A 22,432-nucleotide genomic window follows, 5' to 3' on the forward strand; every position below is an offset into this window, starting at 1 on the left:
AAATATAACATCTATTTATGAAACTAATCAATAAAAAAAACAAAAATTACACTCAGGTTTTTCACCTGTTTACCGAGGAAGAATGGACAAAAACCAGTAAAAATTTCAATAAAAATATTTCCACTTTTTTTACAGGAAAGAAACATGAAGTTTTTGTCAATGCTCATGAAGAAGGAATTACTTATTTCATTGGATTAGGGAAATCTACTTTACAAAATTTCGAAATTCAGCAGGTAGCAGCCAAGTTTTCACAGACACAGAAAGAAAAACTGCAGGCAGTTCCTACGTTGGCCCTTGCCGATTTCATGAACGAAAAACAGTTCGAAGAATTTGTAAAAGGACTTTTGATTGGAACTTACAACTATCCTTTTGATAAAAAACATGCGTTCTGGAATACAAAATTTGAGTTGCATTTTGAAAATTTAAGCCAGAAAAAACTAGACCATATCAGCCAGAAAGCTGAAGCACTGGTTAATGGACAAACCGCCTGCCAGGACTGGCTTAACAAACCAGCCAATCTGAAAAAACCGGATATCTTAAGTGCATATCTTAAAAATCTGGCTAAAAAATATGATTTAAAATACACTGCTTTCAACAGAAAGAAATGTGAAGAACTTGGATTAGGCGCTTATCTCTCTGTGAACCAAGGAAGTGCTTACGATGCTGCTTTCACTATTTTAGAATATAAAACGACAGCAAAAAACGCCAAAACTTTCGGACTGGTAGGAAAATGTATATTATTTGACACAGGAGGAATATCAATAAAAAGCTCTGCCAATCTGCATTATATGAAATCTGATATGGGAGGTGCTACTGCGGTTTTGGGAACGTTAATCTATGCCGCTGAAATGCAGCTTCCGGTAAATATTGTTGCTGTGCTACCCATCACAGATAATGCCGTTTCAGAAAAGGCTCTCCTTCCAAGTGATGTCATCACTGCCTACAACGGAAAAACTATTGAAGTTCTTGATACTGATGCGGAAGGCAGACTGATTCTTGCAGATGGTTTATCCTATCTTTCCAAGAACTATAAAACAGATTTCCTGATTGACCTGGCGACGTTAACGGGAAGCTCGGTAAGAATGTTCGGTGACACTTGCGCTGCCATGTTCTCCAATAATGAGGAACTGAAAAACAATTTGATTAAGACAGGAGATCAGACCAATCAGAGAGTATGGAATCTTCCTTTATGGGATGTCTGGAAAGACGATATTCAGTCTGATGTAGCCGATATGAAAAACATCTCTCTCAAACCTGTAGGAGACTGTATTATTGCTGCTAAATTCCTGGAGCAATTCATTGAAAATCACCCTAAATGGGCTCATCTGGACATTGCCGGAGTAGCCTTTGGAAGTGTAGGATATGCTAAAGAAAAAGCAGCCACAGGTTTTGGTGTTCAGCTCCTCGTGAATTTAATTGAAAATTATCACTAAAAATTAGTTTTTTACAAAAAAACTCTGTATAATTGATTAGTGGATTTTCAAAAACTCACGATATTGCATTTTTTACTATTAATAAAATAATAAATAAATGCTTTTATTTTTGAAAATCCACTAAATCTTAAAAAACATTATATGGAGAAGAAAACCATTGTGTGTATTTCGTGCTATTACAAAGGCTACGATTTTATGGACGAAATGAAGAAGCTCGGCAATAAAATCATCCTGGTAACCTCCGAAAACCTCAAAGAAAAAAACTGGCCCTGGCATGCTATTGATGAGGCATTTTACATGCCGGAACTAAAGCCGTCTGTATGGAATCTGGAACATTTAATTCAGGGATTTTCCCACCTGATGAAAACCAGAAAAGTAGATGCTGTAGTAGCTTTGGATGATTATGACGTAGAAAAAGCTGCATTAATCAGAGAAACATTCCGTATTCCAGGGATGGGACAGACTACCCACCGCTATTTCAGAGATAAACTGGCGATGCGCCAAAAAGCAAAAGATTCCGGGATCAGTGTTCCTGAATTTACCGCTGTATTCAATGATCATGAAGTGGATGAATTTACAGACCGTATTCCTGCGCCATGGGTACTGAAACCTCGATCCGAAGCATCCGCATCCGGAATCAAGAAAATTACATCCAAAGAACAGCTTCTTGAAGCACTGGAAACTCTGGGAGAGGAACGTCATCTTTTTTTGCTGGAAAGTTTTAAACCTGGAGATGTTTACCATGTAGACAGTCTTACTTTTAATAAAAAAATTGTTTTCACTTCTGCCTCCAAATATCTTGCTCCTCCTATGCAGGTTTCCCATGAAGGTGGAGTGTTCCGTTCCAAAACTTTAGGAAGATATTCTGAAGATTTTAAAGCACTTGAAGAAATAAATGCTAAAGTACTGTCCAATTTCGGATTGATCAACGGAGCAACCCATACAGAATTTATCCGTGGAAAAGAAGACGGAAAATGGTATTTCCTTGAAACGTCATCAAGAGTTGGCGGTGCTCATATTCCGGACCTGGTTGAAGCGTCAAGCGGTATCAATATCTGGAGAGAATGGGCGAAAATTGAGGATGCTCTTCTGAGAGGACATGATTACAGCGTTTCTCCTCCTACAGGCTATTATTCAGGCTTAATTGTGGCACTCATTAAAGATAAAGAACCGAATTACAGCAGTTTTGAATGCGAAGAAGTTGTCAAATTTCTTCCCATAGATTATCATGTCGGAATTGTGTATAAATCCGGAAACGCCTCCGTTGTACAGGACAGACTGGATTCTGCTGCTGAAATGATTCATGCAGATATGCTGAACATCCTGCCTCCGAAAAGCAATAAATTGAGTTCTTAATAATGAAGCTTGACATTGATATTCAAAATGTTATTGAATTCATAATATACAATCTGCTCCAAGATTCCCTACTAAAATGTAATTTAGAAAAGATAAAACCAAATAAGGAAAAATGCCTCACATAGAACATACAGAGTATTATTCAAATATATTGGGAACAAGCCTCAAAGTAGAAGTGACCGGACATTACGGCCATCCTGTCATCATGTTTCCAACTTCCCAGGGACAGTATACCCAGAATCATGATTTTCATCTCAACGGAAGTATCAACTGGTTTATAGAACAGGGAAAAGTAAAGCTTTACAATGTACAGACCATCGACAGCTGGAGTTTTTATGATGACAACATATCTCCTCAGCAAAGAATAAGAAACTACGAAAGATATGTACAGTTTCTGATCAAAGAATTTGTTCCTTATATTCAAAAGCTTCACAAGACCCATCGTGTGGCTGTAGCAGGCGCTAGTTTCGGAGGATATCATGCTGCTAATTTTGCTTTCAGATTTCCGGATGTGGTTTCTCACCTGTTCTGTCTTTCAGGAGCATTCAGCATAAGGAATTTTATGGATGGTTATTCTGATGAGCTGGTATACTTCAACTGCCCGAGGGAATTTGTAAGAAATGATGAAGCCTGGAAATACAAACATATGCATATTGTATTGAGCACTTCTGATCAGGATATCTGCAAGGATAAAAATATTGAAATGGCTGAAATCCTCAGGATAAAAGGCATTGACTTCTGGTATGATGAAAGAAAATGGATTGGCCACGACTGGCCTTTGTGGAGAATGGTCTTCCCAACCTTCGTAGGAGCTTTTTTCTCTTAAAATAATAAAAAGACAAATAGAAAAAATATACACCACCTTAAAAACAAAAATTATGACAAAAAAAGTAGGAATTCTTTTCGGTATGGAAGACACTTTTCCCTGGGCATTTATAGAAAAAGTAAATGAACTGGGAGGTGGAGATATCATTGCTGAACCCGTTACTATTGATAAATTAGAACAGGGAGCAGATTATGGTTATGCAGTGATTATCGACAGAATTTCACAGGACGTTCCCTTTTACAGAGCTTATTTAAAAAATGCCGCACTTAACGGCACTTATGTTATCAACAATCCATTCTGGTGGAGTGCTGATGAGAAATTTTTCAACAATGCACTGATGTCAAAACTGGGAATTCCACTTCCTAAAACAGTTCTGCTTCCATCGCACGAAAGACCGGACAATACTTCAGAAACTTCATTCAGAAACCTGAAATTCCCTCATGACTGGGAATATATCTTCAATTATGTAGGATTTCCGGCATACATGAAGCCTCACGACGGTGGCGGCTGGAAAAACGTATACAGAGTAGAAAATCCGGATGATCTCTGGAACAAATTGGGAGAGACGGAACAGCTGGTGATGATGGTACAGGAGGAAATTATCTTTGATGATTATTACAGAGTGTACTGTCTGGGCCAAAAATATGTCCACATTATGCCTTATGAGCCAAGAAATGCACCTCATTTAAGATATGCCACCACCCATCAGACACAAGGTGCAGAGCTTGAAAAATTATTGAAAACCATTCATGATTATACCATTAAAATGAATAAAGCGTTAGGATATGATTTCAATACGGTAGAATTTGCGGTAAGAGATGGTATTCCTTATGCTATCGACTTCTGTAATCCCGCTCCTGATGCAGATCGCAATTCTGTAGGAGAAGAAAACTTTGCTTGGATTATAGAACACGCTGCCAAACTGGCTATTGAAAAAGCTAAAGAATATGTTCCGGGGAAACCGAATATTGCCTGGGGAACATTCGTGAAGGATTCCATTAAATAACATTGAAAAAGAATTAAAAAACACAAAAATACATGCATCATCAGTTTACTATTGGAATTGAAGAAGAATATCAGATCATCGATGTTGAAAGCAGAGATCTGGTTTCTCACGTTTCAAAAATCATTGAAGGCGGCAAAGCAGTTTTAAGTGAAAATTTAAAGCACGAAATGCACGAATCCATGATTGAAATGGAAACGGGAATCTGCCAGAATATCCAGGAAGCCAGAACAGAATTAACGAATTTAAGGCGTCACCTTATCAATATCGCCCATGAGCAGGGACTTCGTGTTTCCGGAGGTGGTACTCACCCTTTTTCGCATTGGTCTGACAACAATATCACTCAGGGAGAAAGATACATTAAAATCGTAGATGATATGGGAGATGTGGCCCGTGAAAATCTTATTTTCGGACTGCATGTTCATATTGGAATTCCCAATCGTGAAGAAGGTGTAAGAATTCAGAATGTGATGAGGTATTTCCTTCCTCACGTGTATGCCCTTTCTACCAATTCACCTTTCTGGATTGGAAGGTATACAGGTTTTAAATCCTACAGACAGGAAATCTTCGTAAAATTCCCAAGAACCGGTATTCCGAGTTATTTCAACTCTCTGGCAGAGTTCGACAGCTATGTAGATCTTCTGGTAAAAACAGGAACTATCGACAATGCCAAGAAAATCTGGTGGGATCTGCGGGTACATCCGTTCTACCCTACAATTGAATTCAGAATCTGTGATATGCCGTTGAGAATTGATGAAACGGTATGTCTTGCAGCGATTATGCAGAGTTTAGTGGCTAAAATTTATAAACTTCATCAGCAAAATCTGAGTTTCAGAAGCTACAGAAGATTATTATTGAACGAAAATAAATGGCGTGCCTCCAAAAGCGGTATCGAAGCCCATCTCATCGATTTTGGAAAAGAAGAATCTGTTCCTTATCCTCATTTGTTGAAAGAACTTCTAGAGTTTATTGATGATGTGGTAGATGATTTGGGGTGCCGTCATGAAGTGGAATACGCATGGAAAATTCTTGAAAACGGAACGGGTGCAGACCGACAGCTTCAGATCTTTAAGGAAACAGGCGATCTGACGAAAGTAGTTGATTATATGATCTCTGAAACCGAATATGGCATCACCCATGGTGAACCTGCTTCATAATTTTTTTGGTAACTTTACAAAAAATATGATGTAATGAAAGATATTCGAATTGCTCTGCTGGATATGAACAACAATCATGTGAACCAGGGTTTTAGAAACATTAAAGAAATTTCTGAAACATTTCAGCAGAACTCTGAAGAAAATGTGGTGATCAAGACATTTGATGTGAGATTTAAAGATGAAATGCCGGAGATCGGAGATTTTGATATCTTCATCTCTTCCGGTGGTCCGGGAAACCCACATCGTGAAGGTTTTGCATGGGAAGACCGATTTGCAAATTTTTTAGACTCTGTTTTTGAACATAATCAACACCATGAAGAAAAAAAATACCTTTTCCTGATCTGTCATTCATTCCAGCTGGCAAGTATTCACTGGAATCTGGGAAATATCTGCAAAAGAAAGTCTTACTCTTTCGGAGTAATGCCTGTTCATAAAACAGAGGAAGGTAAAGAAGAATTCTTGTTCAAAAATCTTCAGGATCCTTTTTATGCGGTAGATTCGAGAGCCTACCAGTTTATTGAACCGGATCATGCTCGTTTCGAAGAACTGGGAATGACTGTTATGGCGATTGAAAAATTCCGTCCTCATATCAATCTTGAAAGAGCGGTAATGGCCGTTCGTTTTTCGGAGGAAATATTCGGAACACAGTTTCATCCGGAAGCTAACCCTGAATCTCTGATCGAAAACCTGAAGGATGAAAAGAACAAAGAAGCCATGATTGAAAGCTTCGGAATGGAAAAATATCTTGAAACGATCGATAGAATAGACGATGAAGATAAAATCATTCTGACCAGACATCAGATTCTTCCGAGGTTCCTTCAGTTTGCAAAAAAAAACATTTTGAAAGAGGCAGAGACTTTGGTTTAGAAGGTTGGAGGCTGGAAGAAGGATGCCGGAAGTTATTATGAGTTGGGACTACTAGATATTCTTTTATTCATGAACTGATCTTGTAAATATTTTCATGTTTATAAGAACTTCCCTCTTCCAGCTACCTATAACAATCGGGCAGAAACGTCCGATTTTTTTACCATCACAAAAGAAAAAAATATGATTCCAAAATACAGAAAACAGTATAATCAGGAGTTTTCGGATGAAAAATACAATCAATTAAAAAATATACTGGCAGAAAAAGGAGGTACAGCACCCACTTTCAGAGTTTCGGAAAGTCCTATTTTTTTGACCAAAGAATTTGAGAATAAGCTTATAGATGCCAGCGAAAGTATTATCAGCCAGATTAAGGCAATGCCTGCAGAACTCCTTCAGAAAGCCGTTCCTGATAACTGCAGAGTTCCCAATGACACAGATCAGCCTCATTTTTTCACGATAGATTTTGGAGTCTGCAAAAGTGAAAACGGAGCAATAGAACCTCAGCTGATAGAACTTCAGGCATTTCCCTCTTTGTATGCTTTTCAAAGAGTGTATGAAGAAACCTACTGCGAAGTGTATCCTTTTCTTTCGGAAATCAGAAATCCTATGCCTCATGAAACCTTTAAAAATTATTTGAAGGAACTGATTGTAGGTGATGAAAATCCTGAACATGTAATTCTGCTTGAAATCTTTCCTGAAAAACAAAAAACAGCCATTGATTTTGCTTTAACAGAGAAGTTATTAGGAATAAAAACAGTTTGTCTGACCAAAGTAAAGAAAGAAGGCAAAAAACTGTATTATGAAAACAATGGAAATCTGGTAGAAATCAGGAGAATTTACAACCGTGTCATATTTGATGAGCTGGACAATATCCCGGATCTTACTACTGAGTTCGATTTCCGTGAAGAAGTGGATGTCAAATGGATCACTCACCCGAACTGGTTCTTTAAAATCTCAAAATTCCTTTTGCCTTTACTGAAGCATGAGTTTGTTCCAAAGAGTTATTTCCTGCATGAATTTCCGGAAACTGAAAATCTGGATGACTTTGTATTGAAACCTTTATTTTCATTTGCGGGAAGTGGCGTTAATTTAAATCCTACAAAGGAAATCACAGAGGCTATTCAGGATAAAGAAAACTATATTTTGCAGAGAAAAGTGTACTATGAACCTATTTTTGAAGATATCAACGGAGATTTTTCAAAAGCAGAGATCCGTTTGTTGTATATTTGGCGGGAAAATGACGAACGTCCTATCCTACTGGAAAATCTTGGAAGAATGACAAAAGCCGCCATGGTAAATGTAGATTTCAATAAAAAAGATGCCATCTGGATCGGTAGTTCGAATGCTTTTTTCGGATAAAAAACTGATAAAACTAATACTCCATGGAAGAAAAGCCAACCGCTTTTGCAGAATTTGAAAACAACACTTTAACACGAAGAAGAAACTTATTACCCACCTGGATTAAAGTTTTCTTGTGGATCTTTTTAATCGGAGGCGCACTGGCTGCTATTTTTTTGATGGCAGGCTCACTGATGACTCATGTCTCTTTATCTTTATATGGGATGGATGCCAACCATCCTTATTCAATGACCGGACTTTTAATCTGTGTCTTGTTTTTATTTAAAGGGATTGTGGCCTACGGACTTTGGTTTGAACAAGATTGGGCTCCACAGGCAGCAATAATAGATGCGATCATAGGCATTGCTATTTGTCTTGTGATGATGGCCATTATCCCGTTTGTGTACCCAACAATTAGCTTTACACTCCGATTAGAACTTATTCCTTTGTATTTTTATCTTAAAAAAATGCAGAGTATAAAGACAACCTGGGAAAACTTATAGAAACAAACCTCCGATATTTTGGAGGTTTTATTTTTTATTCCTGAAGGCCTCTCCAATCATAAAAAAATCCCCCAACAAAGGAGGATAAAAAATTGACATGTATGCTGTGTTTTCACAAACATTGTAAATATACGGATATGGTGTAGGCATACACTACGGGAAACCGTAAGGATTGATTTTGAATTGTTTGTATATTGGTAATCTAAAATTAATACACAATGAATTATCAAGAAGCATTAGAACACAAAAATAATTTGGTACGCGAAGCTAGCGAGTACACAAAATCTCATTTTAATTTTGTAATTGTCCCAAAAAATTTTAATGATAGAGTTAAATTTTTAGCTTACTATGAAGATAATAGATATGATATTGCGGAAGATGCATGTACACCATTTACAGGTGAAGATGATTTTGTAGTATATGGATTAGCTACTGATCTACATAGAGATTATATGATGAATAAATTATAACGATAATCCCCACCTAAAGTGGGGGATTTTTATTTATTGATTCTCAGTCTTATAGGTTTCTTCTTATCTATCGAATACAAATAACTCTGGATTATTTAAAAACTGTCTTCTAGTACTTCACCTTATGATAACCCAGCATATTCTTTCTTAGCATCAAAACTAGGGCAAGCTTTATGGACATTGGGAAAATCTCTATGGCCTTGAATTTTAGTTTTAGGAAATTTTGATTTTAATTCTCTTAACAGCTTTACAATAGATTTTTTTTGCTCTTCCGTTCTTGTATCTTTTGGATTACCACTTTTATCAATACCGCCAATGTATGATATATTGATAATTTGAGAATTCCACCCGGCAACTCCATTGGATATCTGATCGATGGGTAAAGTGTTTACTATTTTTCCATCAGATTTTATCATATAGTGGTATCCTGGATTTTTCCATTTCAGGTTTTCCTTCCAATACCTTTTAATGCTCTCTATCTTAACATCCGGCTGTGTTGCTGTACAATGTATAACGATGTAATTGATTGTTCTCATGGATTTAATTTTATTTATTGTTGAGCAAAATTAAACCTGTAACTCCCAAAATAGTGAAGGAAAAACACCCTATTTTAAATTGACAGGCAGAACTATATATATTCCTGCCTGAAAACCTGGAAAACCTGATAAAAACTATTTAGAAAAGAGTATATCTCCGGAAGAAGTTTATAAACTCTGGACAGAAATGTTTAAACTTTGAAATATAAGAACAAAAAATCCCTCTTAGCGAGGGATCGTTTTTTATAAATCAGGACATGCCATTTCATTATCATGCGGAATGCATACCTTATCATTCCATGGCACCGGGCAATCATGCCAGCCCGGAGGACATCCTCCTTTTCCGTTGATACTTCTTAATTTCTCCTTAGAGATTTTCTTTAAATTTTTCATGGTTTTGATTTTAGTTTAGAAGTCAAATATAAATATTATTCTCCAATTAGAGATTTAACATAAAAAATTAATTGTTACGGGTTTCCGTAAACAAAGAAGGTTTAAAAATAATGATTGAATACACCCAATAAAAAATCCTCCCAAAAAAGAAGGACATTAAAAAAACTTGACTTGTACTTTTAGTTTATACAAACATTGTAAATATACGGAGAGGTTGTTGGTATACTCTACGGGAAACCGTAAGGATTAACTTTTAATTGTTTGTACAACAGTCATCACAGATATATCATCTGTTTTTAATCAAACAAACTTCAATCTGCTACAACACAATAGATATAAAAATTGCAATACGTTTTTTGTTCCGTATTGCAATTTTAATAAGTTTTATAAAGAGGTATTACACGTTTTTATCGTCTTCCAGCAATTCCTTGGCCTGGTATTCCTGAACCAGATCAATGGCATTGGAAATAACATCACTTAAAGCAGTAATAAACGTTCCTTCTTCTGCCATTCCTATTGCATGTTTCAACGCTTCAATCTCTTTAGGAATGATCTCATAACTAACGTCTCTGCCTGCAGAATTAATCCCATCAATAATCAATCCGTTGATTTCCTCTTCCGTTCTTCCACGAAGATGTTTCTCATTTCGGATGATAATATAATCGAACATTCTTCCGGCAATTTTTCCACATTCTCTGATATCATTATCTCTTCGGTCTCCGACACCGGAAATAATACCGATTTTCTTCGTAGACTCTACGTTTTTCAGATAATCTTCAATGGCTTCGTATCCAGAAGGATTATGGGCAAAGTCAATCAGCACCTTAAAGTTTTTGAATTTAAAAACATTCAGTCTTCCAGGAGTAAGTTGAGCACTCGGAATAAACGTCCTCAAAGAGTTAGAAATATCCTCAATCCCGAATCCATAAAGATAACTTGCCAAACTGGCTGCCAATACATTTTCAATCATAAACCTGGCCTTTCCTTCCATCGTAATCGGGAAGTCTTTAGCTTTTCCTATTCTGATTTTCCAGTCTCCTTTTTTGATGGTTACAAAACCTTCTTCATACACGCAGGTAATCTTTCCTTCTTTGGCAAATTTTACAATATGAGGGTTGTTTTCATCCATACTGAAAATAGCCACATTAGAATCGAGATCACTCACAATCTTCATGGAATATTCGTTGTCAGCATTCAAAACACTCCAGCCACTCTTTTTCACGCTATCCAGTACAACACGCTTTACTTTGGTAAGATCTTTCAAACTGTGAATATCATTCATTCCCAGATGATCTTCTTCAATATTGGTCAGAACTCCGATATCGCATTGAGAAAAACCAAGACCGGAACGTAAAATTCCGCCTCTGGCTGTTTCCAGAACGGCAAACTCTACCGTAGGATCTTTTAAGATAAATTCTGCAGAAAGCGGCCCTGTAGTATCTCCTTTTGACAGCATGGTATTTTGAATGTAAATTCCATCCGAAGTGGTAAACCCTACCCGGTACCCATTGCTTTTTACTATATGGGAAATAAGTCTGGTCGTTGTTGTTTTTCCATTGGTTCCAGTTACTGCAATAATCGGAATAGTAAAAGGTTTCCCCTGAGGATAAAGCATATCAACCACTGGCGCAGCAACGTTTCTTGGCAGTCCTTCACTTGGTGCAAGATGCATTCTGAAACCAGGTGCTGCATTCACTTCAATAATAGCTCCGCCACTTTCTTTTAATGGCTGGGTAAGGTTTTCTGCCATCACATCAATTCCGCAGACATCCAAACCGATAATTTTGGAAATCCTTTCAGCCATCGTGATATTTTCCGGATGCACCATATCTGTTACATCAATGGAAGTTCCTCCGGTTGAAAGATTAGCCGTTGATTTAAGATAAACCACTTCTCCCCTTTGAGGAATAGTCTCCAGCGTGTACTGAAGCTTATCAAGCAGTTCTAAAGTGTCTTTATCAACTTCAATTTCAGTAAGGACATTTTCATGGCCATAGCCTCTTCTTGGATCTTTATTTTCTTTTTCAATCAGCTGCTGAAGATTCAGTTCTCCATCACCTACCACATGGGCAGGAACTCTTCTGGCTGCAGCTACCATTTTATTATTGATCACCAGTATACGGAAGTCGTAACCTGTGATATATTTCTCAACAATTACTTTTCTTGAATATTTCTGAGCATGTTCAAGACCTATCTTAGCAGCATCCCAATCATTGACATTAATGGATGATCCTTTTCCATGGTTTCCATCCAAAGGTTTTAAAACAATCGGATACCCAATTTTTCTGATGACTGCGGTTAAATCTTCTTCATCAACTACTAAATCCCCAATCGGTACGGGAATAGCTGCATCATGAAGCATTCTTTTGGTCAGTTCTTTATTACAGGCAATATCTACCGCAATAGAACTTGTTTTTCCGGTAATGGTGGCTTGAAATCTTTGCTGATTCACTCCATAACCAAGCTGTACCAATGAGTTCGTTCCCAATCTGATCCATGGGATTCTTCTGGAAGCAGCTTCTTCCACAATACTTCCGGTAGAAGGACCCAAACGGACACGCTCCCTGATTTCTTTTAATCGGTGAATACATGCATTCAAATCATAGTCTTTGCTTTCAATCAATGCTTCTGCAATCTTTACAGACTCTTCTGCAGCATAAATTCCGGCATTTTCTTCAATATAATTAAATACCACATTATATACTCCCGGAGTTTTTGTTTCACGGGTTCTTCCAAACCCTACATCCATTCCTGCCAGGGTCTGTATTTCCAAAGCAATATGCTCAATGACATGTCCCATCCATGTTCCCGTTTCCACTCTATGGAAAAAGCCTCCTTCCACTCCTTCCGAGCATCGGTGCGTAATCAATGATGGGATTAATTTTTCAATCCTTTCCCGGAATCCTTCGATTTTATTGGTAGGATAATTCTCCATTTCTTCTAAGTCCAACCTCATCTGTATCAGCTTCTTTCTTCTGATGCTCCAGATGTTAGGACCTCTTAGTGCCTGAATCTTTTCGATTTTCATAGTCTATTGGCATTTTAACAGTTAACAATAACTCCTTTCAAAACCAAAGATAATGTAAAACCCTAAACGAAACTATACCACATTTAAAGATTCGTTAAAAAAAAATTAATTTTAACTAACATTCCTAAAACATTAAAAATCAACTAAAGATGGCACGAATTTCGCCAAAGAATGTTAATTATTTTTTAATTTTGTACCATGACGAAACCTGTTGGAAAATTAATAGTTATTGGAGGCGCTGTAAACAAAGGAAGTTTTGCTGAAACCGATTATGATCAGAATATCGAAAAGAATCTTAATTTTTTTGAACGTGGGATCTTAAGAAAGATCATTAACGAATCAAAACTGAAAGAAAATTCTGTGATTGAAATCGTTACCACTGCATCTCAAATTCCCCAGATCGTAGGTTCTGAATATAAAAAAGCATTTGAATTTCTTGGGGCTAAAAATGTAAATGTTCTTGACATCCATAATCGTGAGGAAGCCAATTCTGACGCCATGGTAGCCAGAGCCAATGCTGCTGATGTCATGATGTTCACCGGAGGAGATCAGCTGAGACTGACTTCTATTCTTGGAGGCACAAGATTTCATGATACCGTTTTATTAAAATACCAGGAGCAGGATTTTATTTATTCCGGAACTTCTGCGGGAGCTGCTGCAGCTTCTGAAAATATGATCTACCAGGGAAGCAGCTCTGAAGCTCTATTAAAAGGAGAAATTAAAACCACTCAGGGATTAGGTCTGATTGATAATGTTATTATTGATACGCATTTTGTACAGCGAGGAAGAATCGGACGTCTTTTCCAGGCAGTAGTCAACAATCCGAGAACTCTGGGAATCGGTCTGGGTGAAGATACAGGTCTTTTCATTCATAACGATGTCATGACTGCTGTGGGCTCAGGTCTTGTGATCTTAGTTGACGGAAGATTTATCAAAGATACCAACCTTACCAATATCAACCTTGGAGAACCTATTTCTATTGATAATTTAACGGTACACGTCATGTCGATGAATGATCATTATGACCTTATAACAAAGACATTAACAATTGAAAACTCTCAGTTTAATCCGATTCCACAGGATAAGTAGCTGACTATAATCAAAAAATATTAAAAGCGGATAAACTTTTTGCAATGATTATTTTTTGACCATACAATTCATAATATTGTAAACACTTAAGTTTTGTTTAGTTAAGCTTCATGTATAATAAGTACACTTAAGTATTCTGAAAATCTTTGATTTTCATCTTATGTGAACTTCTATCCGGAAACATTTTAAACTTACTGAAGTGGGCTAAAGTGTTTTAACATGAAACAACTTCATTATTAGTATAAAATGGAACTTCGGTTTCATTTTTTTTTAAAGTTTAAGGTTGAATGTTTAATTAGAATTTATAAATTAACTTCGTAAAAGAATATCATTTATCAATCATCATCTATAATTTTATGAAAATAATTATCCATGGCGGTTTTTTCTCTGAAAGCGGTGTAATGTCGATGAATGATCATTATGACCTTACAACGAAGACATTAACAATTGAAAACTCTCAGTTTAATCCGATTCCACAGGATAAGTAGCTGACTATAATCAAAAAATATTAAAAGCGGATAAACTTTTTGCAATGATTATTTTTTGACCATACAATTCATAATATTGTAAACACTTAAGTTTTGTTTAGTTAAGCTTCATGTATAATAAGTACACTTAAGTATTCTGAAAATCTTTGATTTTCATCTTATGTGAACTTCTATCCGGAAACATTTTAAACTTACTGAAGTGGGCTAAAGTGTTTTAACATGAAACAACTTCATTATTAGTATAAAATGGAACTTCGGTTTCATTTTTTTTTAAAGTTTAAGGTTGAATGTTTAATTAGAATTTATAAATTAACTTCGTAAAAGAATATCATTTATCAATCATCATCTATAATTTTATGAAAATAATTATCCATGGCGGTTTTTTCTCTGAAAGCGGTGTAATGTCGATGAATGATCATTATGATCTTACAACGAAGACATTAACAATTGAAAACTCTCAGTTTAATCCGATACCACAGGATAAATAGTGCAGGTTACGGGGTTTTGAGGTTCGAGATATATAAAAATAACCGGGATTGTTTTGTAAAAGAAAATAATCACGGAACTCGAAACGCATATCAATACGGGGTTCGAGATTCGGGATTCGAGGTATATAAGTAACCACGATCTTTTTTTCAAGGGTAATAAACCCGAAATCACGAAACCCGGAACTCGTATTAACTCAGTATTTCAATAAAATGCTTATCTTTCTTCATTAATCCCCGGTTGTATTATTGATTTAAATAAAAACGGAATACCGGAACACGAAACCCATATCTACTATGAAAATCATTATCCACGGCGGTTTTTTCTCTGAAAGCGGTGTAATGTCGATGAATGATCATTATGATCTTACAACGAAGACATTAACAATTGAAAACTCTCAGTTTAATCCGATACCACAGGATAAATAGTGCAGGTTACGGGGTTTTGAGGTTCGAGATATATAAAAATAACCGGGATTGTTTTGTAAAAGAAAATAATCACGGAACTCGAAACGCATATCAATACGGGGTTCGAGATTCGGGATTCGAGGTATATAAGTAACCACGATCTTTTTTTCAAGGGTAATAAACCCGAAATCACGAAACCCGGAACTCGTATTAACTCAGTATTTCAATAAAATGCTTATCTTTCTTCATTAATCCCCGGTTGTATTATTGATTTAAATAAAAACGGAATACCGGAACACGAAACCCATATCTACTATGAAAATAATTATCCACGGCGGTTTTTTCTCTGAAAGCAACCAAAGTCATGAAGTAAAAACAGCAAAACAGAACTCTTTAAAAGAAATTGCTCAAAAATCGTTTGAGTATCTTACAACTCATTCTGCATTTGATACGGTTGCCTATGCCGTTTCATTACTGGAGGATGATCCTTTATACAATGCAGGAATCGGTTCTCAGATCCAGAGTGATGGTGTTATCCGTATGAGTGCTGCCATTATGAACGGAAATACTCAGAGACTAAGTGGTGTAATTAATATTCAAAATGTACAGAACCCTATTTTTGTGGCTAAAGATCTTATCAATGAAGATGACAGGGTTTTAGGAGGAAATGGTGCAAAGATCTATGCTACAGAGAATGGATTTGAGAATTTTTCTACGGAGATTCCTCAAAGAAGAAAAGAATATGAAGCTAAACTTGCCAATGGAGGTAAGGGAACTGTGGGCTGTGTAGCCATTGATCAGGAAGGAAAACTAGCTGTTGCCACCTCTACTGGAGGGAAAGGTTTTGAGATTCCAGGGAGAATTTCGGATTCTGCCACAGTGGCCGGAAATTATGCCAATGCTTTTTGTGCAGTAAGCTGTACCGGTGTAGGTGAAGATATTGTGAGTAATGCTACTGCTGCAAAAATTGTAACGAGAGTTACAGATGGTATGAGTCTCGAACAGGCTTTCAGCAAGACATTTGATGAACTTGCAGCCATTGATGGGTTTGCAGGCGCTATTGCTATTGATAAAGAGGGAAATATTTATCATCAGGATTCATATCCTACTATGGTTTTCGCCAGTTTTGATGGTGAAAATTTTGAAGTCTTCTCTTAAATTTAACATTTTTTTATAAGTCCAGTTATTTTTTTGGCACGTATTTTACATTATTCATAACAACAAATTTTAATATTAATACATAAAAAAATAGAAATCATGGGAAACAAGACAAAAGGATTATTAGCTTTACTAGGATTAGGTGCATTAGCTTATTGGAAATATAAGAATTCAAGCCCTGAAGATCAACAAGCTGTAAAAGATAAAATCAATACTGCAAAAGACAATCTTAACAAATGGGGAAATGATCTTAAAAGCAAAGCCAATGATGTTGCTTCCCAGGTTCAGAATAAAGTAGACGAAGTAAAGACAAAAGCAGAGGATTCCCTAAGCTAATCAACACAGAGCAGTTTTTTTAACATTCATATATAGGAAAAAGTCATCGTAGTAGTACTACGGTGACTTTTTATTTTAATGCAACCCTTAAGGTTTTATTTTTTCTGTGCTATAAGCGCATATACAAGAGGTATTTTATTTCCAAACTGTGGAATTCTCCATTTTCCTGTTTCAAATTCTTCTACATGCCTGAAACAAGGATAAGGCGACCAGTCAAACTCCCGGAAAGTATTCGGTTGTAAATCTTTTTTTATCAAATTATCGAGAACTTCTGATAAAGAGTGATTCCACATGACATATTCCTCCTCAATAGGTGCCGACTGATCCGCATAAGTACCTTCATAGGTTTCTACAATCGGTTTCTCATTGAAATAATTGTAAGCCACTTTTGTAAAGTCATCATCAAACATCCAGACAACAGGGTGAAATTCTGCCATCATGAATTTCCCTTCCGGTTTTAAAAAATGATTGATAATTCCAGCCCATTTTTCAAGATCGGGAAGCCATCCTATTGTACCGTAGCTTGTATACACAATATCAAATTTCTGATCCAGAACGTTCGGCAAATTATATACATCTGAACAGATAAATTCTGTATCTGTACCACATTTCTGTGCAAGCTCTCTGGCAGTCTCAATAGCTTTATCAGAAAGGTCTATTCCGGTAACTTTAGCTCCCATTCTTGACAAAGAGATAGAATCCTGACCGAAATGGCACTGCAAATGCAGAATAGTTTTCCCTTTTATATCTCCCAGAAGATCAAGTTCTATTGAATTCAGAGAGGTTCTGCCTTTTAAAAATTCATCCACAAAGTAGAAATCCGATTTCAGATGAGGTTCTACTTTAGCGTTCCATGATTTTTTATTGATTTCTAAGTAATTTTCCATGATTTTAGTTTAAAAAGTGTTAGTGATTTTTATTATTCAGTATACACCAATCATAATTTTTCCATCAATTTTTTCTTTTGCTCAAGAAACTCCTCTTCGCTTAATACTCCGGCTTCTTTTAATCTTCCCAATTGTTCTAACTGATCTAAAACACTAGGTTCAACTTTGCCCTGAAAATGTGTTTCCGGGCGTGACATAAAATCTCTTACTTTTTCGCAAAACAGCTCAGCATGGTACTTTCCTACTCCATCAATCTCTACAATATCATCAGTAACCTGAATATCTATAGAAGCCAGTAAGAATTCTTTTTCATATTGTATGGAGCTTATTTTGCTGTAAGAAAAGTCTTCTACTTTCAATCCGTACATGAATTCCTTATCTACAAAAATCAGCCTTCTCTCTGTAGCTACTAAGATGATATGATGGTTGTTCAGTTTGTTTCTGCCTTCTACGAGATAGACAATTCTTTCGTCTGATGATAGGATATCCGGCAATTCATGAATTTCTTTCCGGGCAAATATGGTAGGGCTGATATCGAGATTTTTAAGCTCATCTCTTATTTCGTCAAGTCTTGATTTTTCACTCATAGCATTAGTTTATAGGTCTAATTTACTGTTTATTAACAATAAAAATTTAATTCAATGATAATATTAATCTTCTGAGGGTATCACAATGGAAGTATGCAGACTGTATAGCTTCCAACCTAAGGTTTCATACAATAGTTTTCCTTCATCCGTGGCCACTAAAAGATTATTGGGACATCCTTTGGACAAAGCGATCTTCTCCAATTCTTTCAATAAAAAACGGGCAAGCCCTTTCCTTTGATGATTTTTTTCGGTAATGATCCTGTCATAAATAGCACAATCATCTATAAGAGAGACACGGCCTATGGAAGCTAGTTCACCATTTTCGGCTACAATTCTGATCACAAAGGTTGTATTATATTCAGAAAACTCAAGGTGATATCCTTCTGCAAGACTGGTTTCCGGAAATTCCATCGGGTGAAAACAGGTCATCATATATCCTTGTGACTGCAGTTGCCATCTTTCAGGGATTTTACTGATAAATTCATCAGGAGAAGTGGATACTTTCAGATAAATCCAGGGCTCATCAATGGAAGCAGCAAGCTTGAAAAAATCATCATTAAGCGCAGGAAATACGAAACGTTCTTTCTGTTTTTCATCTCCTACAGTCACATGAAATCCTGATTTATAGGACACAGGAAAAGATGTTTCTCTTGACAGGCACCATCCTTTCAGCCAGTTTTCAACTATTTTTGAAGATACTTTATCCTTCATGATTTGGTGTTAAAAGTTTTATTTTAATTGCTCCAATAATTTCTTTTTTTGCTCTGCAAATTCCGCATCGGTTAAAATTCCGTTCTCTCTCAGCTTTCCTAATTTCTCAAGCTGATTAAAAACTTCTTCTGATGAAACTGAAACACTTTTGTTTGCAGAGCCGATTTGTTTTGAAGGTTGTTCCTGAGGACTATTATAAGTATTTTTTATCTTATCGTAGAATTTTTCTGCATCATCTTTATCCATGAAACATTCAAACTCTACCACTCTTTCATCAAGATGCAGCTTAATAATGGGTGATCTCGGATCTGCTACAAAGCTTACAGCTTTAATGGTTTCATTAGGGTAATCATTGATTTTTGCATCGCCAAACATAGCTTTTGATACAGAAATTAATCTCGTAGGAGTTGCCACTAATATTCCGGCAGCTAAGGTATTGGCAAACTGTGCATCTGTAATTGCGATGATCTGTTCTTCTTCAGAGATAAGATAAGGAAGTTCTTTGATTTCTCCTTTGGTAAAGATGGAAAGGTTCGCATTCAGCATTTCCAGTTCATTCTTTATTTTCTGGTGTCTTCGTTTGTAAACCTCTTTTGAGATTTGACGAGAACCATAATTTACTGCTGCAGGAAGATTCGATTCTGTCATTATGACAGCCTGAACTGCTTCAGTTTTTTCTGCACTCAGCATGGTATTGATATCATTAATGCTGAATTTATTAAGGTTATAAAGCAACTCATCATTGATATCGGTTACTTTATTTAAACATTTATTGCATAAAACATTACCGTCTGAAAGCTTATTTGCTCCCAAAAGCGTATCCATAGATGTTAATTCTGTAGTACACAATGCACAATTATTGCTCATTTCTTCTTCTTTTATAATTTATCAAGCAATTTTTTCTTTTGCTCTGCAAACTCTTGCTCTGTTAAAATTCCGTTTTCTCTCAGTTTTCCCAATTTTTCCAGCTGTTCAAAAATTGTATTTGAATCTTCTTGAGCTGCAGAATATACATCTTCTTGTACCAGATCCGGAATTGTTTGAGTAAATGCCTGTAATGGACTAGAATCTTGTCTGAATTCATTTTCAGTATAAGTTGTACTTCTGCTTTGAACATTGGAAAATGCTCTTCCATCATTTTTATTATGCAGTTTAAACTGTGCAGCACCTCTATAGGTATTGATTTTCAACACAGAATACAAAAGACTTTCAGTATGATCGATAGAAGAGATATCCTGAATGAAGAATTCATTTTTTGCAACACCACCCAGAAATTTTTTATCAATAAAAGCAATTCTCTTTTGGGTTGAAAATATAATTCCTTCTCTGTTACTCTGAAGGTCTATGCCTTCTGCAATAGCCAATAATCTTTCATCTCTATCCAACACATTAGCCAATTCATTCACTTCCTCATTCGCCAAAACGCTCAGTCTTGCATTAAGTGCAACAATCTGATCTTTTATTTCATCTAATCTGGTAGGCGCATCATATTGGTAGTGATTGTTAGTCGCAGACTGAGAACCTCCCGCATTCTGACTCGCATCAATTTTACTTTTCAGAATCATTCCTGTAATTTCTGCAAAATAGAATTGGTCAAGATTATTGATGAGGTCTCTATTGATCCTAATGGCTTTAGTAAAACATCCTGCACACAAGTAACCGCCATCAGCAAGTTTATTTTTACCCACGGACATATCAGTAGCTGTTAGTGGTGTTCCACACAATGCACAAATAATATTCATCTGGTTTTTATGTTTAAAAGTTTTTATGAATACAGAGCATCATTTTTACCCTGTCTTATAACGTCGACTCCAAATTACAAATTCTGGACCGATTGTAAAGATCAAAAGTATTTAAATCTTAGCATCCATCAAACAAAACAACCACAAAATTACTTTTGTGGTTGTTTTGTTTTTTATAGGTGTTTACTATTATTCTCCTAAAAACTCTTCTAAAGAAACAGTTTTCTGTTCTCCAGCCTCAAGGTCTTTGAAAGTAACTGTATTATTTTTAATTTCTTCTTCACCCAGGAAAACAAGATTTTTTATGCCTTTCTTTTCAGCATAGGTAAATTGTTTGTTGATCTTTGCATTTTCAGGATATAATTCAGCTGAAATACCTTTTGCTCTTAGCTTCATGATCAATTTTAATGCTTCTGTGATCCCTTCTCCACCGAAGTTGGCAAACAGATATTCTATTTTGGCTGATGCTTCTTCAGGGAAAAGATTTAATTCTTCCATTACCAGATAAATTCTGTCTAACCCGAATGAAATTCCAATTCCCGGAATGTTTTTCACTCCAAAAACTTCAGTCAGGTTATCATATCTTCCACCACCTCCAATGGAACCCATGGCAACCTCATCTGCTTTCACTTCGAAAATAGCTCCGGTGTAATAGTCCAGACCTCTTGCCAAAGTAATATTGAAAACCAGGTTTTGAATATCCACACCAAGGTTCAGAGATTGTGTAAGAACAAATTCAAGCTCTTCTACTCCTTTCAGACCAATTTCATTTCCTGCAAATTTTTCTTTCAACTGAAGAAGGTTTTCCAGTGCATCATCTGACTGGCTGAATAAGAAATCCAGTTTATCAATAGATTCCTGAGAAATTTCTCTTTCCAATAATTCTTTTACAACTCCGTCTTTACCAATCTTATCCAGTTTATCCAATGCTACAGTGAAATCAATCAGTTTATCTGTGATTCCTGCATATTCTGCCAATCCGGAAAGAATCTTTCTGTTGTTCATATGAATGGTTACGGGAACTTTCAGATCGGCAAAAGACTTCAGATACAACTGAACCAGCTCCACTTCCTGTAGCAAACTCTCACTTCCTACTACATCAGCATCACACTGATAAAACTCTCTGAATCTTCCTTTCTGAGGTCTGTCTGCTCTCCAAACCGGCTGGATCTGAGAACGTTTGAAGGGAAACGTCAGTTTACCATGATTCATTGCCACGAATCTTGCAAAAGGTACAGTAAGGTCATAACGAAGGGCTTTATCTGTAAGACTTTCCGCACTGAATGGTTTGTCTAATGCTTTTTGAAAGTCATGAAGCATCTGATTCTTTTTCTCTTCTTTTGCTTCATTGATACTTGAATTTAAAATTTTAAAAATCAAGCGATCACCTTCTTCTCCGTATTTTCCTGTCAACGTAGAAAGGTTTTCAAAACTTGGAGTTTCCAATGGCTGAAAACCGAATAATTCAAAATTATTCTGTAAAATATTGATAATATATTTTCTTCTGGAAACTTCTTGTGCCGTAAAATCTCTCGTCCCTTTTGCTAAACTTGGCTTCATTTGTTGTATGTCATTTTGATAAATGCAAAAGTAAGGAATTGAAAGGAATTTTACATAGTATAAAAAGCTGA

General features: G+C 36.2%; 24 protein-coding genes. 15 read left to right on the plus strand and 9 right to left on the minus strand.

Annotated elements, in window-relative coordinates; genetic code table 11:
* The first annotated feature begins 17 nt into the window (after positions 1-17).
* From ACKTTZ_RS21855 to ACKTTZ_RS21895, 9 genes are all read left to right on the plus strand, one after another.
* Positions 18-1,433 carry a leucyl aminopeptidase family protein gene (locus ACKTTZ_RS21855; protein WP_253317415.1) on the plus strand — a complete coding sequence of 472 codons (1,416 nt, stop codon included), beginning with the start codon at positions 18-20 and terminating at the stop codon, positions 1,431-1,433.
* Positions 1,434-1,574: 141 nt separating this feature from the next.
* Complete coding sequence (locus tag ACKTTZ_RS21860) at positions 1,575-2,789, plus strand: acetyl-CoA carboxylase biotin carboxylase subunit family protein (RefSeq protein WP_407846603.1); 1,215 nt, start codon at positions 1,575-1,577, stop codon at positions 2,787-2,789.
* 112 nt (positions 2,790-2,901) lie between these two features.
* Positions 2,902-3,615, plus strand: a complete 714-nt coding sequence (locus ACKTTZ_RS21865; RefSeq protein ID WP_407846604.1) for an alpha/beta hydrolase-fold protein — start codon at positions 2,902-2,904, stop codon at positions 3,613-3,615.
* Positions 3,616-3,667: 52 nt separating this feature from the next.
* Positions 3,668-4,621, plus strand: coding sequence for a RimK family alpha-L-glutamate ligase (locus ACKTTZ_RS21870; protein ID WP_034695492.1), 954 nt, complete (start codon positions 3,668-3,670; stop codon positions 4,619-4,621).
* A 32-nt stretch (positions 4,622-4,653) separates the two neighbouring features.
* Positions 4,654-5,775, plus strand: a complete 1,122-nt coding sequence (locus tag ACKTTZ_RS21875) for a carboxylate-amine ligase (protein WP_114821309.1) — start codon at positions 4,654-4,656, stop codon at positions 5,773-5,775.
* A 33-nt stretch (positions 5,776-5,808) separates the two neighbouring features.
* Positions 5,809-6,642, plus strand: coding sequence for a type 1 glutamine amidotransferase (locus ACKTTZ_RS21880; protein ID WP_034695494.1), 834 nt, complete (start codon positions 5,809-5,811; stop codon positions 6,640-6,642).
* A gap of 180 nt (positions 6,643-6,822) precedes the next feature.
* The gene (locus ACKTTZ_RS21885; RefSeq protein ID WP_407846605.1) at positions 6,823-8,001 is read left to right on the plus strand and encodes a hypothetical protein; all 1,179 of its coding nucleotides are present in this window, start codon (positions 6,823-6,825) and stop codon (positions 7,999-8,001) included.
* 23 nt (positions 8,002-8,024) lie between these two features.
* Positions 8,025-8,483, plus strand: coding sequence for a hypothetical protein (locus ACKTTZ_RS21890; RefSeq protein WP_407846606.1), 459 nt, complete (start codon positions 8,025-8,027; stop codon positions 8,481-8,483).
* A 218-nt stretch (positions 8,484-8,701) separates the two neighbouring features.
* Positions 8,702-8,953 carry a hypothetical protein gene (locus tag ACKTTZ_RS21895; protein ID WP_407846607.1) on the plus strand — a complete coding sequence of 84 codons (252 nt, stop codon included), beginning with the start codon at positions 8,702-8,704 and terminating at the stop codon, positions 8,951-8,953.
* A gap of 122 nt (positions 8,954-9,075) precedes the next feature.
* Here the strand turns inward: ACKTTZ_RS21895 and ACKTTZ_RS21900 are convergent, their stop codons facing one another.
* The 3 genes from ACKTTZ_RS21900 to cphA all read right to left on the minus strand — a co-directional run bounded on the left by ACKTTZ_RS21900 (position 9,076) and on the right by cphA (position 12,910).
* The gene (locus tag ACKTTZ_RS21900) at positions 9,076-9,489 is read right to left on the minus strand and encodes an N-acetylmuramoyl-L-alanine amidase (protein ID WP_407846608.1); all 414 of its coding nucleotides are present in this window, start codon (positions 9,487-9,489) and stop codon (positions 9,076-9,078) included.
* A 243-nt stretch (positions 9,490-9,732) separates the two neighbouring features.
* Positions 9,733-9,882, minus strand: coding sequence for a bacteriocin-like protein (locus ACKTTZ_RS21905; protein ID WP_156106441.1), 150 nt, complete (start codon positions 9,880-9,882; stop codon positions 9,733-9,735).
* 397 nt (positions 9,883-10,279) lie between these two features.
* Entirely contained in the window at positions 10,280-12,910 is a 2,631-nt protein-coding gene (cphA, locus tag ACKTTZ_RS21910; protein ID WP_253317424.1) for a cyanophycin synthetase, read from the minus strand.
* A 198-nt stretch (positions 12,911-13,108) separates the two neighbouring features.
* Between cphA and ACKTTZ_RS21915 the strand changes: the two genes are divergently transcribed.
* From ACKTTZ_RS21915 to ACKTTZ_RS21940, 6 genes are all read left to right on the plus strand, one after another.
* The gene (locus tag ACKTTZ_RS21915) at positions 13,109-13,999 is read left to right on the plus strand and encodes a cyanophycinase (RefSeq protein WP_253317425.1); all 891 of its coding nucleotides are present in this window, start codon (positions 13,109-13,111) and stop codon (positions 13,997-13,999) included.
* A 356-nt stretch (positions 14,000-14,355) separates the two neighbouring features.
* The gene (locus ACKTTZ_RS21920; protein ID WP_407846609.1) at positions 14,356-14,487 is read left to right on the plus strand and encodes a hypothetical protein; all 132 of its coding nucleotides are present in this window, start codon (positions 14,356-14,358) and stop codon (positions 14,485-14,487) included.
* A gap of 356 nt (positions 14,488-14,843) precedes the next feature.
* Positions 14,844-14,975 carry a hypothetical protein gene (locus ACKTTZ_RS21925; RefSeq protein WP_407846609.1) on the plus strand — a complete coding sequence of 44 codons (132 nt, stop codon included), beginning with the start codon at positions 14,844-14,846 and terminating at the stop codon, positions 14,973-14,975.
* Between the two features lie 294 nt (positions 14,976-15,269).
* Positions 15,270-15,401 (plus strand): hypothetical protein, encoded by a 132-nt coding sequence (locus ACKTTZ_RS21930; protein WP_407846609.1) that lies wholly within the window; start codon positions 15,270-15,272, stop codon positions 15,399-15,401.
* 294 nt (positions 15,402-15,695) lie between these two features.
* Positions 15,696-16,538 carry an isoaspartyl peptidase/L-asparaginase gene (locus ACKTTZ_RS21935; protein WP_034695509.1) on the plus strand — a complete coding sequence of 281 codons (843 nt, stop codon included), beginning with the start codon at positions 15,696-15,698 and terminating at the stop codon, positions 16,536-16,538.
* A gap of 99 nt (positions 16,539-16,637) precedes the next feature.
* Entirely contained in the window at positions 16,638-16,874 is a 237-nt protein-coding gene (locus tag ACKTTZ_RS21940) for a YtxH domain-containing protein (protein WP_034695510.1), read from the plus strand.
* A 95-nt stretch (positions 16,875-16,969) separates the two neighbouring features.
* Here ACKTTZ_RS21940 and ACKTTZ_RS21945 read toward each other — a convergent pair whose 3' ends face one another.
* From ACKTTZ_RS21945 to hisS, 6 genes are all read right to left on the minus strand, one after another.
* Positions 16,970-17,761: a class I SAM-dependent methyltransferase gene (locus ACKTTZ_RS21945; RefSeq protein ID WP_407846610.1), complete on the minus strand. Its 792-nt coding sequence runs from the start codon at positions 17,759-17,761 to the stop codon at positions 16,970-16,972.
* A 50-nt stretch (positions 17,762-17,811) separates the two neighbouring features.
* Positions 17,812-18,348 (minus strand): PH domain-containing protein, encoded by a 537-nt coding sequence (locus ACKTTZ_RS21950; protein ID WP_034695512.1) that lies wholly within the window; start codon positions 18,346-18,348, stop codon positions 17,812-17,814.
* 63 nt (positions 18,349-18,411) lie between these two features.
* Complete coding sequence (locus ACKTTZ_RS21955; protein WP_034695514.1) at positions 18,412-19,059, minus strand: GNAT family N-acetyltransferase; 648 nt, start codon at positions 19,057-19,059, stop codon at positions 18,412-18,414.
* Positions 19,060-19,077: 18 nt separating this feature from the next.
* Positions 19,078-19,926 carry a PH domain-containing protein gene (locus ACKTTZ_RS21960; protein ID WP_407846611.1) on the minus strand — a complete coding sequence of 283 codons (849 nt, stop codon included), beginning with the start codon at positions 19,924-19,926 and terminating at the stop codon, positions 19,078-19,080.
* Between the two features lie 11 nt (positions 19,927-19,937).
* On the minus strand, positions 19,938-20,801 hold the full coding sequence (locus tag ACKTTZ_RS21965) for an SHOCT domain-containing protein (RefSeq protein ID WP_253317916.1): 864 nt from the start codon (positions 20,799-20,801) through the stop codon (positions 19,938-19,940).
* 189 nt (positions 20,802-20,990) lie between these two features.
* Positions 20,991-22,361 carry a histidine--tRNA ligase gene (gene hisS, locus ACKTTZ_RS21970; RefSeq protein ID WP_034695516.1) on the minus strand — a complete coding sequence of 457 codons (1,371 nt, stop codon included), beginning with the start codon at positions 22,359-22,361 and terminating at the stop codon, positions 20,991-20,993.
* Positions 22,362-22,432 lie beyond the last annotated feature (71 nt).

Origin of the sequence: Chryseobacterium sp. KCF3-3 (assembly GCF_045865955.1) — a bacterium.
In the GTDB taxonomy this organism is placed as follows: Bacteria; Bacteroidota; Bacteroidia; order Flavobacteriales; family Weeksellaceae; genus Chryseobacterium.